This window comes from Luteibacter sp. UNCMF331Sha3.1 (genome assembly GCF_900109915.1).
In the GTDB taxonomy this organism is placed as follows: Bacteria; Pseudomonadota; Gammaproteobacteria; order Xanthomonadales; family Rhodanobacteraceae; genus Luteibacter.
In genome coordinates this window covers 816,852-832,220 of the sequence record NZ_FOBU01000002.1, presented here as the reverse complement: position 1 = coordinate 832,220, position 15,369 = coordinate 816,852, and the positions used below count along the sequence as shown (strand labels likewise).

Here is a 15,369-nt window from a genome sequence, read left to right as displayed (position 1 = left end):
TCACGTCGTGGCGGCCAGCTCCCGGATCACCGTCGTCGCGTACGCTCCGGCCGGCAGGCCGAAGGACACCTCCAGCGCGCCGTCGTCGCGCCAGCGCCAGGCGAGATCGCGCGGCTGCAGGCGCAGCGCGCGGCGTTCCTGATCCATCCGCGCGCCCGCGAGTCCCCTCGCGATATCGTCGTCGCGCGCCGCGACGGCGCGCTCGAGCTCGGCCACGGCGCCGCCAGAGGGGGGCTCACCGCTGCCCCACAACGGGCCCGACGGATGGATGTCGAAGCGGCCCAGACGCTCGGCGAGCGTGTCGTCGAACGGCTGGGGCCCGAACCACGAACGCGAGCCGTCGAGCGACCATATCTCGCCGTCCATCGGTGCATCCCAGGTAGCCGCCACGACGCGCTCCGCGAGCACGCCGTTGAAGATGTGCGAGCGCGCGGCGGACAGCAGGATCGACCGCTTGTCGCGATCGACGCGACGGCCCGCGAACATCGCCTTCGCCTGCGCGACATTGCCGCCGCCGAGACCGAAGCGCTGCTCGCCGAAGTAGTTCGGCACGCCGCGCGCGGCGATGGCGGTCAGCCGCGCTTCCGCCTCGGCACGGCCGCCTTCGATCTCGCGCAGCACCAGCACGAAACGGTTACCGCGCAGCGCGCCGCGCTTGATCTTGCGCGAGTGCCGGCCCAGCGATTCCACCGTCACGTCCGCATGCGGAAACGCGGACCAGTCCGGATCGGCCTTGCCCGGCAGATGCACCGTGAACACCTGGCGCGTCACGGCGTGGCGGTCCTTCATCCCGGCGTAACCGACGTTCATCGGCGCGGTGCCGGCGAACTTCGCGAGCTCGCGCGCCACCCAGTCGGTGTTCGCGCCGCGCTTCTCCACGCGCAGGAACGCGTGCTCGCCCGAACCATCGGGTTCGTAACCCAGCACCTCGTCGACGAAGAAGTCTTCCGGCGTCGTGCGGAGTCGCGCCGTGAGCGGCGGCGTGCCGAAGGCGAAGGGAAGTACGTTGTCGCTCATGGGTACGGCCTAAAGCAGGAAGATGGTGGCGAGACCAAGGAAGATGAAGAAGCCGCCGCTATCGGTCATCGCGGTGATGAGCACGCTGGAACCCAGCGCGGGATCGCGACCCAGCTTGACCATCAGCATGGGAATGCCGACGCCCATGAAGGCGGCGAGCAGGAGGTTCAGGGTCATCGCGCACGTCATCACCAGGCCCAGCGACACGCTGCCATAGAGCAACCACGCCACGATGCCGATGGCGCCGCCCCAGACGATGCCGTTCACCAGCGAGACGCCCAGCTCCTTGCGCCACAGGCGCTTCGCCTGCGACACGCCGACCTGTTCGAGCGCCATCGCGCGCACGATCATCGTGATCGTCTGGTTGCCGGAGTTACCGCCGATGCCCGCCACGATCGGCATCAGCGCCGCGAGGGCCACGAGCTTCTCGATCGAGTGCTCGAACAGGCCGATCACGCGCGACGCGATGAACGCCGTGACGAGGTTGATCGCCAGCCACGCCCAGCGGTTGCGCACCGATTTCCACACGGAGGCGAAGATGTCTTCCTCTTCGCGCAGACCGCCGCGCGAGAGCGCTTCGGTCTCGCTTTCCTCGCGGATGAAGTCGAGCATCGCGTCCACGGCGATACGGCCGATCAGGCGCTGCTGCGCGTCGACCACCGGCGCGGTGACGAGATCGTAGCGTTCGAACGCCTGCGCCACGTCGTACGCGTCGTCTTCAGGCCGGAACGTGTTGACGTCCGGCGCCATGATCTCGTGCACCATCTTCTCGGGCGGATTCACCAGCAGCCAGTGCAGCGGCAGTACGCCCGTGAGCACGCTTTCGCCGTTGACCACGAAGAGCTTGTCCGTCTGCGCCGGCAGTTCGTCGAACCGGCGCAGGTAGCGGAGGACCACCTCGAGGCTGATGTCCTCGCGGATGGTGACCATGTCGAAGTCCATGAGCGCGCCGACCTGGTCGTCCTCGTAGGACATCGCGGCCTGCACGCGCTCGCGGTCCTGCGCATCGAGGCTGGCCATCAGCTCGGGCAGCACCTCGGTGGGCAGGTCGTCGACGAGGTCGGCGAGTTCGTCCGCGTCCAGCGGCTCGACGGCCGCGAGGATCTCGCGGTCGTCCATGTCCGCGATCAGCGATTCGCGGACGGAATCCGATACCTCGAGCAGGATGTCGCCGTCGCGATCGGAGCGCACGCGTTGCCAGACGGCAAGACGATCCTCCAGCGGCAGCGACTCGAGCACGTCGGCGAGGTCGGCCGGATGGAGTTCGTCGAGGCGCGCCTGCAGTTCCGCATCCGTCGCGTCGAGCGCGGAGTCGTTGCCGTCGGGCACGCCGCCCACGAACTCGACCAGGCCTTCGCGCCGGCGCAACAGTTCGGTGATCGCCTCGAGCCTGTCGTGCAGGCGAGGCGTCGAAGCGCGCGATTCGTTCTCGCTCATGCGCGGAGCACCAGCACCGTCGCGAGCGCCGCGATGCCCTCGCGGCGACCGGTGAAGCCCAGCGTCTCGGTGGTGGTGGCCTTGATGCTGATGCGATCGACGTCCACGCCGAGATCCCCGGCGATCAGCGTGCGCATGGCCGCCGCATGGGGGCCCACCTTCGGTGCTTCGCAGATCACCGTGATGTCGGCGTTGCCGAGCGTGTAGCCACGCGCGGCGAGCATCGCCGCCACCTCGCGCACGAACACGCGGCTGTCCGCGCCGCGCCATGTCTCGTCGGACGGCGGGAAGTGCTTGCCGATATCCCCGAGCGCGAGCGCGCCGAGCAGCGCGTCGCACAGCGCATGCAGCACGACGTCGCCATCCGAATGCGCGAGCACGCCCTGCCCGTGCGGCACGCGAACGCCGCCCAGCATCACGTGATCGCCCTCACCGAACGCGTGAACGTCGAATCCCTGGCCAATGCGCATTACCGTGTCCTCTCGAGCAGGAACTCCGCCAGCGCGAAATCGGCTGGCGTGGTGACCTTGATGTTGTCTTCCGATCCTTCCACGAGCAGCGGCGCCACGCCGATACGCTCCATGGCCATGGCTTCGTCGCTGACGACGATACCCGCCGCGCCGGCAAGGCGAAGTGCATGCGTGAGCGCGCCGCGGCGGAACATCTGGGGCGTGAACGCGCGCCAGCGCGCCTCGCGCGGTTCGGTGGCCACGCTGCGCCCGGCGTCGTCGGCGCGTTTGAGCGTATCGCGCAGCGGCGCACCCAGCAGCCCGCCATCGGCCTGCCCCGCCAGATCGATCAGCCGGGCAATGTCGCCCGCCCGCACACAGGGCCGCGCGGCGTCGTGCACCAGCACGAACGCGTCGTCGTCCACATGCGCCGGCAGGGCGAGCAGCCCCGCCAGCACCGAATCGCTGCGCTCCCCACCGCCCACGGTCACCCGCAGCGGTTTGCCGCCGATCGTGTCGATACCCGCGAACGTGTCGTCGCCCGCGGCGAGCGACAGCACGAGGCCGGCGATGCCCGGATGCGCCGCCAGACGCTCGAGCGTGTGCTCGATCATCGGACGGCCGGCGATCAGCTGGTATTGCTTCGGCCGATCGCCGCCGGCCCGGACGCCCCTGCCGGCGGCGGGAAGCACGCACCACAGCGCGTCCATCACTGCTCGCCGGCGGTAGCGGGCGGCGGAGGCGGAGGCGCCGTGGTCGCGGCGCCGGGCTCCACCACCTGGTAGAACGTTTCGCCCGGCTTCACCAGCCCGAGCTCCTGGCGCGCCCGCGCTTCGGTCGCCTGCTCGCCGTGCTTCAGGTCTTCCACGTCGGCGGCGAGCGCCTGGTTACGCTTCTGCAGCCCCGCGTTCTCCTCGGTCTGTTTGGCGACCGACGCGCGCAACGACTCGACCTCGGCCATGCCCCCACCGCCGACCCACAGCTTCAGCTGCAGCGCGATGAGGACGACGACGAGGATCAGGCCGATCCAGCGCAGGATTGCCGCGTTGCTCAAGACGCGACTCAGCCCGGCAGCTTGGACAGGTTCGGGAACGCCTTGCGACCGGCGTACGTCGCCTTCGCCCCGAGGGCTTCCTCGATGCGCAGCAGCTGGTTGTACTTGGCCACGCGGTCCGTGCGGCAGAGCGAACCCGTCTTGATCTGCGTCGCGGTGGTCGCCACGGCGATGTCGGAAATGGTGGTGTCTTCCGTCTCGCCCGAGCGGTGCGACACGATCGCCGCGTACTTCGCGCGGTCGGCCATCGCGATGGCCTCGAGCGTTTCCGACAACGTGCCGATCTGGTTGACCTTGATCAGGATGGCGTTGGCGATCTTCTTGTCGATGCCTTCCTGGAAGATCTTCGGGTTGGTGACGAACAGGTCGTCGCCGACGAGCTGGATGCCGCCGTCCACCACCCTGGTCAGGTGTGCCCAGCCGTCCCAGTCGCCTTCGGCCATGCCGTCTTCGATGGTGACGATCGGGTACTGCTTCGCCCACGAGGCGAGCGTGTCGACCCACTGCTCCGGCGTGAAGACCTTCCCTTCGCCTTCGAGATCGTACTTGCCGTTCTTGAAGAACTCCGAGCTAGCCACGTCGAGGCCGAGCAGGATGTCGCTACCGACCTTGAAGCCAGCCCTGTTCACCGCTTCGAGGATCGTGTCGAGCGCTTCCACGTTCGACTTGAGGTTCGGCGCGAAGCCGCCTTCGTCGCCTACCGCCGTGTTCAGGCCACGCCCCTTCAGCACCGACTTCAGCGCGTGGAAGATCTCGGCGCCGTGACGCAGCGCCTCGGCGAACGTGGGCGCGCCGACCGGCAGCACCATGAACTCCTGCACGTCGACGTTGTTGTCGGCGTGGGCACCGCCGTTGATGATGTTCATCATCGGCACCGGCAGCGAGCCGCCGCCATCGACCATGAGGTACTGCCAGAGCGCCTGTTTCTTCGACGCGGCCGCGGCGTGCGCGGCGGCCATCGAGACGCCGAGCAGCGCGTTCGCGCCCAGCCGGCCCTTGTTGTCCGTGCCGTCGAGGGCGATGAGCTTCGCGTCGAGGCCCTTCTGATCGACCGCGTCGTAACCGGCGAGCGCCTTCGCGATCTCGCCGTTGACGTTGGCGACCGCCTTCGTGACGCCCTTGCCGCCGTAGCGGCCCTTGTCGCCGTCGCGCAGCTCGACCGCTTCGCGTGTGCCGGTGGAGGCGCCGCTCGGCACCGCGGCGCGGCCGAACGAACCGTCGGCGAGCGTGACTTCGGCTTCGAGGGTCGGATTGCCGCGGGAATCGAGGATTTCGCGGGCGTGGATCTTGGTGATGGACGTGGTCATGCGCTTCCCGTTACGAGTTGGAATGACTGAAGAAGGTACCGACGAGCGCGAGGCCCACGGTACCGACGAGGATGAGTGCGTTGAGCCCGAGGCCGATCGCGCCGAACGTGCGGCGGCGATCCTGCCGGCGCAGCGCGATGAAGCCGAGCACCAGGCCGACGAGGGACAGCAGGAGGAACGCCGTGACGACGAGACCGATCACGCCGAACACGGGCATGTGCTGGTCGGGATCGCCCGAGGCGATCATGAGCGCGGAAAAGGCGATGCCGGCCAGCACGACCAGGCCGGAGACGAGGGCGATGACGAACGACGCGATACCGAGACCCGATTGCGGCAGGCGTGCCGCGCGCTGGCGCGACTCGCCGGCGCTATGGATCGCGTTGTGGTCGCTCATCGCGGCTGCGTCTCCCCGGGGCACGTGCGCCCCTGCCAAGGCCATGCCGGCGCAGGCGCGCCGGATTCGTCAATCATACCGTTCCGGAGGAACGATCAGGCGGCCGATTCCTCGGAACGCGTGGCGAGCCTCTCGCCGTCGCGCACGGCCTTGTACTCGCGCGCGGCGCGAACGAAGCCGATGAAGAGCGGATGGCCCTCGCGCGGCGTGGACGTGAACTCGGGATGCGCCTGGCAACCGAGGAACCACGGGTGCACCTGGCGCGGGAGCTCGACGATCTCGACGAGGAGGTCGTCCATCGACTTGCCGGAGATGACGAGGCCGAGGTCCTCGAACGACTGGCGGTAGCGGTTGTTGAACTCGTAGCGGTGACGATGGCGCTCGCGGACGACGTCTTCGCCGTAGAGTTCGCGCGCGAGCGTGCCGGACTTGAGGCGGGCTTCCTGCGCGCCGAGGCGCATGGTGCCGCCGAGATCGGAACGCTCGCTGCGGACTTCGGTGTCGCCGGTGGCGGTGGTCCACTCGGTGATCAGCGCGATGACCGGGTCGGGCGTGTTGCGGTCGTTCTCGCTCGAGTCGGCCTGCGTCAGGCCCGCGGTGTTGCGCGCGAACTCGACCACGGCGGCATGCATGCCATAGCAGATGCCGAAGTAAGGCACACCCGCCTCGCGCGCGTACTGCGCGGCGAGGATCTTGCCTTCGAAGCCACGCTTGCCGAACCCGCCCGGCACGAGGATGGCGTCGGAATCGCCCAGCACGGCGCGGGCGCCGCGCGCCTCGACGTCCTCGGAGTCGACCCAGTTGAGGTTCACGCGCGTCGACTGCTTGATGCCGCCATGACGCAGCGCCTCGCCCAGGGACTTGTAGGCGTCCTTGTGTTCGACGTACTTGCCGACGATGGCCACCGTGATCTCGTCGCGCGGGTGCTCCACGGCTTCGACCGTGCGCGTCCAGCTCGTGAGATCGGCCGGGCCGGCGTCGAGGCCGAGGCGCTTGATGACGAGTTCGTCGAGGCCCTGCTCGTGCAGCCACATCGGCAGCTTGTAGATGACGTCGACGTCGATCGTGCTGATGACGGCGTTCTTCGGCACGTTGGTGAACAGCGCGATCTTGTGGCGTTCGCCGTCCGGCAGCGGCTCTTCGCAGCGGCACAGGAGGACGTCGGGCTGGATACCGATGGAGCGCAGTTCCTTCACCGAATGCTGCGTCGGCTTGGTCTTGATCTCGCCCGCCGCCTTGATGAAGGGCACCAGTGTGAGGTGCACGAACATGCACTTTTCCGGGCCGTGCTCGATGCGCAGCTGACGGATGGCCTCGAGGAACGGCAGCGACTCGATGTCGCCGACGGTGCCGCCGATCTCGACCAGCGCCACATCGAAGCCGCGGGTGGCCTCGTGGATGGAGTGCTTGATCTCGTCGGTGATGTGCGGGATGACCTGCACGGTGGCACCGAGGTAATCGCCGCGGCGCTCCTTGCGGATCACGGATTCGTAGATCTTGCCAGCGGTGATGGAATTCTTGCCCGTCAGGCGCGTGCGGACGAAGCGCTCGTAGTGGCCGAGGTCGAGGTCGGTCTCCGCGCCGTCGTCGGTGACGTACACCTCGCCGTGCTGGAAGGGACTCATGGTGCCCGGATCCACGTTGATGTACGGATCGAGCTTCATCATGGTCACGGAGAGACCGCGCGCCTCGAGAATGGACGCAAGCGAAGCCGCTGCGATGCCTTTCCCGAGGGAAGACACCACACCGCCGGTGACGAAAATCAGGGGAGTCATGCGAGCAGCCAGTGCTGGAAATTTGTATTTTACCCAAGCAGGGCCGCCCCCGCGAGTGGGACCTGAATGGAAACTCGTTACCATGGCCGCCATGAGCCCATCACCGATCCCCGCCCGCCTCCAGGCCCTTCGCGCCGCCATGGCCCGCGAAGGCGTCGCCGCCGTCGTCGTCCCCACCGCCGATCCCCACCTGTCCGAATACCTGCCGCCCCGCTGGCAGGGCCGCCAGTGGTACTCCGGCTTCACCGGATCGTCGGGAACCCTCGTGGTGACCGCCACGGGCGGCGGCCTGTGGACCGATTCGCGGTATTTCGCCCAGGCGGAGAACGAGCTGGCGGGGAGCGACCTGCCCCTCATGAAACTGAACGTGGCGCACACGCCCGAGCACGTCGGCTGGCTGGCCGGACAGCTCGCCGAAGGCGACACGGTGGCGGTGGCCGGCGACAGTCTGTCCATGGCGGGCGCCGAGAGCCTGGCCAGCCGGCTCGCGACGGCCGGTGCCCGGCTGCGCACCGATCTCGACCTCGCCGGCACGGCGTGGACCGACCGACCTGCCCGCCCCGATTCGCCCGTCTTCGCACATGCGGCGCCGTTCGCCGCCGTCGAGCGTGCCGACAAGCTGCGTCATGTCCGTCACGCCATGCGCCGCGCGGGCGCCACGCACCACCTGCTCTCCAGCCTCGACGACATCGCATGGCTGACGAACCTGCGCGGTGCCGACGTCGACTACAACCCGGTCTTCCTCGCGCACCTGCTCGTCGGCGAGTCGACGGCGACGCTGTTCATCGACGCGGCGAAGGTGCCGGCCGACGTGAAGGCGGCACTGGCCGCCGATGGCATCGGCCTGGCCGACTACGGCACCGCCGCCTCCGCCATCGCCGCGCTGCCCGACGACGCCACCCTGATGTACGACGCCGGCCGCGTGGTCGTCGCACTGCTGGAAGGCCTGCCCGCCGCGGTCCGCCACGTACGCGCGCCCAGCCCGTCCACCGCGCAGAAGGCCTGCAAGACACCCGAACAGCTCGATCACATCCGCGACGCGATGCGTCGGGACGGCGCCGCCCTCGTGCAAGCGTTCCGCCGCATCGAGACGGGCCTGGCAGCCGGCGAGCCGCTGACCGAGCTCGACGTCGACACGATTGTCCGCGAGGCGCGTGCCCGGCAGACGGGCTTCGTCGGCGAAAGCTTCTCGACCATCGCCGGCTACCAGGCCAACGGCGCCCTGCCGCATTACCGCGCCACCGAGGCCGGTTTCAGCCGGCTCGAGGCGAAAGGGCTTCTGCTCGTCGACTCGGGCGGCCAGTACCTGGGCGGCACGACGGACATCACGCGCGTGCTCGCGCTCGGTCCCGTCACCGACGAGCAGCGCCGCGACTCGACGCTCGTGCTGAAGGGCATGATCGCGCTGTCCCGCGCGCGCTTCCCGAAAGGCGCCAGCGGCCCCCAGCTAGACGCCCTCGCCCGCGCGCCGCTCTGGGCGGCCGGCATGGACTTCGGCCACGGCACCGGCCATGGCGTGGGCTACTTCCTCAACGTCCACGAGGGTCCGCACGGTATCCGTCCGCCCGTGGCGGGTGGCGCGCTGGTCCCACTCGAGACCGGCATGATCACGTCCATCGAGCCGGGCCTGTACAAACCGGGCCGCTACGGCATCCGCCACGAGAACCTCGCGGTGGTCACGCAGGCCGACAGCACGGAATTCGGCGATTTCTACGCCTTCGAGACGCTCACGCTCTGCCCCTTCGACCGGCGCGGCCTGGAGCCTCGCTTGCTGGAGCCCTCGGAGCGCGCCTGGCTGGACGATTACCACGCCACGGTACGCGCCGCGCTTTCGCCGCTGCTCGACGGCGCGGACCGCGCATGGCTGGAGTGGCACTGCGCGCCGTTGTGAAACCGGCCGACCGAAGGCTCGATGGGTGGGAGCCAGCCTGCTGGCGAAGGGTGCTCGCGGCAAGCACCCATCGCCAGCAGGCTGGCTCCCACCAAGAACCGGCCGTGCGGGTGACGCACCTCGGCGTCTCAGCCCGTGAAACCCGCAGGCTTGACCATCCCGGTCCGCAAACCCCATCCTGCCCGGCTACGAACGGCCTCGATACCTAATGAATACTCGCTACAACGCCTCAGACATCGAAGTCCTCAGCGGTCTCGACCCGGTCAAGCGCCGCCCCGGCATGTACACCGACACCTCGCGCCCGAACCACCTCGCGCAGGAAGTCATCGACAACTCGGTCGACGAAGCCCTGGCCGGACATGCGAAGACGATCGACGTCACCGTGTTCAACGACGGCTCGGTGGAAGTGACCGACGACGGTCGCGGCATGCCGGTGGACATCCATCCGGAAGAAAAGGTGCCGGGCGTCGAGCTGATCCTCACGCGCCTGCACGCGGGCGGCAAGTTCTCGAACAAGAACTACGCGTTCTCGGGCGGCCTGCACGGCGTCGGCGTGTCGGTAGTCAACGCGCTGTCCACGCGCGTCGACGTCACCATCCGTCGCGAAGGGCAGGAGTTCCGCATGAGCTTCGCCAACGGCGATCGCGCCAGCGAACTCGACGTCATCGGCAGCGTGCCCCGGAAGAAGACCGGCACGACGCTGCGCTTCTGGCCCGACCCGAAGTACTTCGACACGCCGAAGATCCTCGTCTCGCGCCTGAAGCACCTGCTGCGCGCGAAGGCCGTGCTCTGCGCGGGTCTCACGGTGCGCCTGCTCGACGAGTCCACCGGCGAAACCACCGAGTGGTACTTCGAAGACGGCCTGCCGGATTACCTTCGCGGCGAACTGCAGGGCGCCGAGGCGTTGCCGGCCAATCTCTTCGTGAAGCATTTCGCGCGCGAGACGGATGCCGTCGACGTCGCCCTGGCGTGGCTGCCGGAAGGCGAGCTCGTACAGGAGAGCTACGTCAACCTCATTCCGACCGCGCAGGGCGGCACGCACGTCAACGGCCTGCGTTCCGGCCTCACGAATGCCATCCGCGAATTCTGCGATCTCCGCAACCTGCTTCCGCGTGGCGTGAAGCTCGCGCCGGAAGACGTCTGGGAGCGCCTCGCGTTCGTGCTCAGCGTGAAGCTGCAGGATGCCCAGTTCGCCGGCCAGACCAAGGAACGCCTGTCGTCGCGCAATGCGGCCGGCATCGTCGAAGGCGTCGTGCACGACGCGTTCAGCCTCTGGCTGAACCAGCACGTCGATCTCGGCGAGAAGATCGCCCAGCTCGCCATCGAGCGCGCCAGCGCGCGTCTCAAGGCCGCCAAGCAGGTGGTGCGCAAGAAGATCACGCAGGGCCCCGCCCTGCCCGGCAAGCTCGCCGACTGCGCCGCGACCGACCTCACGCGCACCGAACTCTTCCTCGTGGAGGGAGATTCGGCGGGCGGCTCGGCCAAGCAGGCGCGCGACAAGGACTTCCAGGCGATCCTTCCGCTGCGCGGCAAGATCCTCAACACGTGGGAAGTCGAATCCACCGCGGTGCTGGCGTCGCAGGAAGTGCACGACCTTGCGGTCGCCATCGGCTGCGACCCCGGCAAGGACGACCTCTCGGGCCTGCGCTACGGCAAGGTGGTGATCCTCGCCGACGCGGACTCCGACGGCCTGCACATCGCCACGTTGCTTTCCGCGCTGTTCCTGCGCCATTTCCCCTCGCTGGTGCGCGAAGGCCACGTCTTCGTCGCCATGCCGCCGCTGTTCCGCGTCGACGTGGGCAAGCAGGTCTTCTACTGCCTCGACGAGGAAGAAAAGCGCCTGATGCTGGAGAAGGTCGAGCGCGAAAAGATGAAGGGCGCCGTCTCCGTCACGCGCTTCAAGGGCCTCGGCGAAATGAATCCGGCGCAGCTTCGCGAATCCACCATCCATCCCGATACGCGCCGCCTCGTGCAGCTCACGGTCGAGCAGGACGACGGCACGCAGAAGCTGATGGACATGCTGCTGGCGAAGAAGCGCGCGGGCGACCGCAAGCAGTGGCTCGAAGACAAGGGCGACCTCGCGACGCTCGAGGTCTGATTGGACGACCACGATCGACGAACGAAACCGGCGGAAGCCGGTTTCGTTCGTCGGCGACGCTACGATCGCGACATCGATGGGAACCCGGGTTGGGATTTATCGCACGATCGCCTGATCGGCCTCGATGTATTCGAAGATGGCACGCTCGCCGGTCGATGCCGCCGGTGTCCAGCGAATGAGGGGTACCCAGCGGCCGATGGTCTGCCTGAAATCGATCTGATCCTTCCTCGCGTCATCGAGGCCGTTGGTCGACCCCTTGTCGTCGTAGAAGAACGCCTCGACCGGCATGGCGTCGCCGATGTCGTCGTAAGGCGAGACGATCACTTCGTTGAAATCGCCGTAACCGAAGATGCGCCGGACACCGACCATCTGCATCCAGGCCTCCGCCGGCTGGTCGTGCATGTCGGGCCTGGCGATCGCCCGGAACGAGCATCCGTAGTTGTTGATGCCGAAGAGATCGACGAACTGCTGGGCGGTGGTGATGCCCCACTCGTCGCATCGGGTGCGGCATCGATCGAACGGCTCGCCACTCGTCACCGCGTTGATGTAGTAGACGCAACGGGACTCGATCGGCAGGAAGCCCAGTGCACGGGCCATGCGGGCGGGATGGACGATGAAGCCATTGGCGAAGAACGCGCTGTCGAAGTTGGCGTCCTGCCGCAGCCAGGAGAACGAGACGCCCGCGGATCGCCCCGGCGCCATCCACGAGTGTTGCCCCGCCGTCCATTGCGTCGCGCGCAACAGCACGCCCGAACACTCCACGGGCGCGGCAGTGGGCGAGCCGCAGTCCTCGCTCAGGTCGTCGAAGCGACGCTGCAATTCGGCGGCGACCGCCTCGCCGTCGCGCGTCGACGCCGCCACCGCGGCGGCGTGCGACGGATCGTGCGGCACGGTGTAAGCGAACCGCGCGTCGTCGACGCGCGCGGGCGTCGTGGAAGCGATGGCGGTGAGGGGGAAAAGCAAGGCTGCGACGGCGGGCAGCAGCGTGAGATGGATCGGATGTCGCATGATCATTCCTCCCTGGAATGGCAGTCCGGCCTCATTGGCCGCGCGCATCGTATCAGCGCGCCACTCGTCATCGCGGAGGTACCGCCTGAAATTGCGGCGCAATCCAACAGGCACGCGGCAGGGGCGCCGCCAATCGCAGCGAGCCAGCCCGGGTAAGGTGACCGGGCACCACCGCCCGCGCCGACGCCGATCCGCGCCGACGCTACTCGAGGATCGCCTGATCGGCCTCGTCGTAGCTGAAGGTCGCGCGGTCGCCGATCGATGCCGCCGGTGTCCACAGGATCACGGGAACCCATCGGCCCGTCGAATCCCTGAAGTCGATCTGATCTTTCTTCGCGTCGTCGAGCCCCCTGATCGAGCCGGACCCGTAATAGAAAAACGCTTCGACCGGCATCGCGGCGCCGATGTCGTCGTAAGGGGCCACGATCACCTCGTTGTGGCCCGCGTACTGGTAGATGCGCCGGACGCCGACCATCTGCATCCACGCGTCGGCCGGCTTGTCGTTCATGTCCGCGCGGGCGGTCGCGCGAAACGCGCAACCGTACGTGCCGGCCGGAAACGTATCCACGAATTGCTCGGCGGTGAAAACGCCCTGCGCGTCGCACGGCACGCGGCAGCGGTCCTCCTGCTCCCCACTCGTCACGGCATTCAGGTAATACACGCAGCGCGACGTCAGCGCCCGCAGACCTAGCGCTGCAGCCGTCTGAGCGGGGTGCGCGATGAAGCCGTTCTCGTAGAACGCACCGGTGGCGTTGGCATCCTGGCGCAGCCACGAGAACGAAACGCCCGCCGGTCGTCCGGGAGCCATCCACGAATGCTCGCCCTCCCGCCATTGCGTCGCGCGCAGAAGGAGGCCGCTGCACTCGACGGCCGGCTCCGTCGGGGAACCACAGTCCGTTCGCGTGTCGTCGTAGCGCCGCTGCAGTTCGCGCGCGACATCCTCTCCGCTAGCGCGTGCGCCCGCGGAGGTAACCGGGGACGTGGGTGCCGGCGCGTGACAGGCGCAGAGCACGGCCGTTGTCGCGGCGCACGCGAAGCGCAACCATCGTGATGCATGCATGGCCCTCTCCTTCCGTGAGATTGCGATGTATGGCCCATGCTGCGCGCATCGCGCGACGATGGCGACCCACCGGACGACGTAGGCGACCTCGCGTCGTCATCGGCAAGCAAAATAAAACCGGCCGAAGCCGGTTCTATTTTTTCCGATGGCGGCGCGATCTCAGCGGCGGTCGCGGATCGCCTTGATGAGGCCTCGCGTCGCACCGTCGAACTGCGACAGGTCACCGGCGTCCTTGTCGTTCGCGAGCGACGGGTAGATCTGCTTCGCGATCACCTTGCCGAGTTCCACACCCCACTGGTCGAAGGCATTGATGCCCCACAGGTGGCCGAGCATGAATACCTTGTGCTCGTAGAGCGCGATCAGCTCGCCCAGCGAATGCGGCGTGAGCGAGTCGAGCATGAAGACCGTGCTCGGACGGTCGCCCTTGAACGTGCGCTGCGCGGCGAGCGCGCGACGCTCGTCGTCGGTGCCCGTCTTCGCTTCCGCGAGCGCTTCTTCGAACGTCTTGCCCAGCGAGAGGGCGGCGGCCTGCGCGAGCAGGTTCGACGTCAGTACGTCCTGGTTCTCGCGCAGCGGATGCGCCGGCTTGACGAGGCCGATGAACTCCAGCGGCACGGTGTCCGTGCCCTGATGCAGGGCCTGGAAATACGCGTGCTGCGCGTTCGTGCCGATGCTGCCCCAGACCACGGGTACCGTCGACTGGGTGACTTCCGTACCGTCGTCGGGATGCACGTGCTTGCCGAGGCTTTCCATCTCGAGCTGCTGCAGGTACGACGGCAGGTCGCCCAGCGCGTCGACGTACGGCACCACGGCGCGGCTGCTGCGGCCGAGGATGTTGCGATTCCAGAACTCGACGATCGCCAGCAGCACCGGAAGGTTGTCCTGCCACTCCGCCGCGCGGAAATGGTCGTCGGCCTCGGCGGCACCGGCGAGGAGCTCGCGGAAACCCTTCATGCCGATGCCGAACGCGATGGATGCGCCCACCGCCGACCAGAGGGAGAAGCGGCCGCCGACGTAATCCCACATCGGCAGGACCTGCGAAGCGCCCCACTTGTTCACGGCCTCGACGTTCGAGCTGACGGCGATGAAGTGCTTCGAGGTCTTCGCCTCGTCGCCACCGTTGGCCTTGAGGATCCAGTTGCGGAAGACGCCGCCGTTGAGGAGCGTTTCCTGCGTGTTGAAACTCTTGGAGACCAGGATGACCAGCGTGCGCGACGGATCGAGCGTGTTCATCAGGTCGTAGGCGGCCTGGCCGTCCACGTTGGTGAGGAAGTGGCTGCGGATGCTCTTCACGTGGAACTGGTTGAGCGCGTGCACGGCGAGGCGCGGACCGAGGTCCGAGCCACCGATGCCGATGTTGACGATGTCGGTGACGCCACCGATCAGGCCGACCGACGCGCCCTTGCCTTCGTGCACGGCGTTGACGAGCAGTTCCATCTGATCGAGTGCGTCGGCGACGTCCTTCTGGACGTCCTTCGGCGCCGCCGGATGACGCGACGCACCACCGCGGAGCGCGGTGTGCAGCACGGCCCGGTCTTCGGACGTATTGATGTGCTTGCCTTCGAACATCGCGTCGCGGGCGGCTTTCCAGCCGGTGCCGTCGATGTATCCGCCGACGGCGTCGAGCGCCGCGATGTCGAGCTTCTGGCGGGAGATGTCGAGGAGGATCGGACCGACCCGCCTGCGCAGACGTTCACCGCGGGCCTCGTCCTGGACGAGTTCGCGGAGATGCGTCTTGGCGAGACGGGCGGCGTGCTCTGCGAACGAGGGCAACGGGGCGTGCTTTGATTCCATGGCTTCCACTTGGCTGCAACGGAGGGGAAGCGGCCATGTTACCGCAGTGCAGCGCAAGTGGATTGTATGGAAGCGCGACGCGCGG

Annotated in this window: 13 protein-coding genes; 2 read left to right on the top strand and 11 right to left on the bottom strand. The window is 67.9% G+C overall.

Features of this window, described 5'->3' with window-relative positions; genetic code table 11:
- The 8 genes from truD to BMX32_RS12080 all read right to left on the bottom strand — a co-directional run bounded on the left by truD (position 1) and on the right by BMX32_RS12080 (position 7,433).
- Entirely contained in the window at positions 1-1,017 is a 1,017-nt protein-coding gene (gene truD, locus BMX32_RS12115) for a tRNA pseudouridine(13) synthase TruD (RefSeq protein WP_089979236.1), read from the bottom strand.
- A 9-nt stretch (positions 1,018-1,026) separates the two neighbouring features.
- On the bottom strand, positions 1,027-2,454 hold the full coding sequence (mgtE, locus tag BMX32_RS12110; RefSeq protein WP_089979234.1) for a magnesium transporter: 1,428 nt from the start codon (positions 2,452-2,454) through the stop codon (positions 1,027-1,029).
- Positions 2,451-2,924, bottom strand: a complete 474-nt coding sequence (ispF, locus tag BMX32_RS12105) for a 2-C-methyl-D-erythritol 2,4-cyclodiphosphate synthase (RefSeq protein WP_089979233.1) — start codon at positions 2,922-2,924, stop codon at positions 2,451-2,453. Before ispF ends, mgtE begins: the two co-directional genes overlap by 4 nt.
- Positions 2,924-3,613 (bottom strand): 2-C-methyl-D-erythritol 4-phosphate cytidylyltransferase, encoded by a 690-nt coding sequence (ispD, locus tag BMX32_RS12100; RefSeq protein WP_089979231.1) that lies wholly within the window; start codon positions 3,611-3,613, stop codon positions 2,924-2,926. The genes ispF and ispD overlap by 1 nt, the downstream gene beginning before the upstream one ends.
- Positions 3,613-3,942, bottom strand: a complete 330-nt coding sequence (gene ftsB, locus BMX32_RS12095; RefSeq protein ID WP_089980280.1) for a cell division protein FtsB — start codon at positions 3,940-3,942, stop codon at positions 3,613-3,615. The genes ispD and ftsB overlap by 1 nt, the downstream gene beginning before the upstream one ends.
- A 23-nt stretch (positions 3,943-3,965) precedes the next feature.
- Complete coding sequence (gene eno / locus BMX32_RS12090; RefSeq protein WP_089979229.1) at positions 3,966-5,264, bottom strand: phosphopyruvate hydratase; 1,299 nt, start codon at positions 5,262-5,264, stop codon at positions 3,966-3,968.
- Between the two features lie 10 nt (positions 5,265-5,274).
- The gene (locus BMX32_RS12085; protein WP_089979227.1) at positions 5,275-5,658 is read right to left on the bottom strand and encodes a hypothetical protein; all 384 of its coding nucleotides are present in this window, start codon (positions 5,656-5,658) and stop codon (positions 5,275-5,277) included.
- A 95-nt stretch (positions 5,659-5,753) separates the two neighbouring features.
- Positions 5,754-7,433 (bottom strand): CTP synthase, encoded by a 1,680-nt coding sequence (locus BMX32_RS12080; protein WP_089979225.1) that lies wholly within the window; start codon positions 7,431-7,433, stop codon positions 5,754-5,756.
- Positions 7,434-7,524: 91 nt separating this feature from the next.
- On the opposite strand from BMX32_RS12080, the gene BMX32_RS12075 reads away from it, so the two are divergent.
- The gene (locus tag BMX32_RS12075; protein ID WP_244511513.1) at positions 7,525-9,324 is read left to right on the top strand and encodes an aminopeptidase P family protein; all 1,800 of its coding nucleotides are present in this window, start codon (positions 7,525-7,527) and stop codon (positions 9,322-9,324) included.
- Positions 9,325-9,532: 208 nt separating this feature from the next.
- On the top strand, positions 9,533-11,422 hold the full coding sequence (gene parE, locus BMX32_RS12070) for a DNA topoisomerase IV subunit B (RefSeq protein ID WP_089979222.1): 1,890 nt from the start codon (positions 9,533-9,535) through the stop codon (positions 11,420-11,422).
- Positions 11,423-11,518: 96 nt separating this feature from the next.
- On the opposite strand, the gene BMX32_RS12065 is transcribed toward parE, so the two are convergent.
- The 3 genes from BMX32_RS12065 to pgi all read right to left on the bottom strand — a co-directional run bounded on the left by BMX32_RS12065 (position 11,519) and on the right by pgi (position 15,284).
- The gene (locus BMX32_RS12065) at positions 11,519-12,430 is read right to left on the bottom strand and encodes a hypothetical protein (protein WP_139206718.1); all 912 of its coding nucleotides are present in this window, start codon (positions 12,428-12,430) and stop codon (positions 11,519-11,521) included.
- 202 nt (positions 12,431-12,632) lie between these two features.
- On the bottom strand, positions 12,633-13,490 hold the full coding sequence (locus BMX32_RS12060; RefSeq protein WP_139206717.1) for a hypothetical protein: 858 nt from the start codon (positions 13,488-13,490) through the stop codon (positions 12,633-12,635).
- 159 nt (positions 13,491-13,649) lie between these two features.
- The gene (gene pgi / locus BMX32_RS12055; protein WP_089979216.1) at positions 13,650-15,284 is read right to left on the bottom strand and encodes a glucose-6-phosphate isomerase; all 1,635 of its coding nucleotides are present in this window, start codon (positions 15,282-15,284) and stop codon (positions 13,650-13,652) included.
- Positions 15,285-15,369 lie beyond the last annotated feature (85 nt).

Coding starts and splice junctions, on each gene's coding strand:
- truD (WP_089979236.1), bottom strand. CDS start 1,017: ATGAGCGACAACGTACTTCCCTTCGCCTTCGGCACGCCGCCGCTCACG.
- mgtE (WP_089979234.1), bottom strand. CDS start 2,454: ATGAGCGAGAACGAATCGCGCGCTTCGACGCCTCGCCTGCACGACAGG.
- ispF (WP_089979233.1), bottom strand. CDS start 2,924: ATGCGCATTGGCCAGGGATTCGACGTTCACGCGTTCGGTGAGGGCGAT.
- ispD (WP_089979231.1), bottom strand. CDS start 3,613: ATGGACGCGCTGTGGTGCGTGCTTCCCGCCGCCGGCAGGGGCGTCCGG.
- eno (WP_089979229.1), bottom strand. CDS start 5,264: ATGACCACGTCCATCACCAAGATCCACGCCCGCGAAATCCTCGATTCC.
- BMX32_RS12085 (WP_089979227.1), bottom strand. CDS start 5,658: ATGAGCGACCACAACGCGATCCATAGCGCCGGCGAGTCGCGCCAGCGC.
- BMX32_RS12080 (WP_089979225.1), bottom strand. CDS start 7,433: ATGACTCCCCTGATTTTCGTCACCGGCGGTGTGGTGTCTTCCCTCGGG.
- BMX32_RS12075 (WP_244511513.1), top strand. CDS start 7,525: ATGAGCCCATCACCGATCCCCGCCCGCCTCCAGGCCCTTCGCGCCGCC.
- parE (WP_089979222.1), top strand. CDS start 9,533: ATGAATACTCGCTACAACGCCTCAGACATCGAAGTCCTCAGCGGTCTC.
- BMX32_RS12065 (WP_139206718.1), bottom strand. CDS start 12,430: ATGCGACATCCGATCCATCTCACGCTGCTGCCCGCCGTCGCAGCCTTG.
- BMX32_RS12060 (WP_139206717.1), bottom strand. CDS start 13,490: ATGCATGCATCACGATGGTTGCGCTTCGCGTGCGCCGCGACAACGGCC.
- pgi (WP_089979216.1), bottom strand. CDS start 15,284: ATGGAATCAAAGCACGCCCCGTTGCCCTCGTTCGCAGAGCACGCCGCC.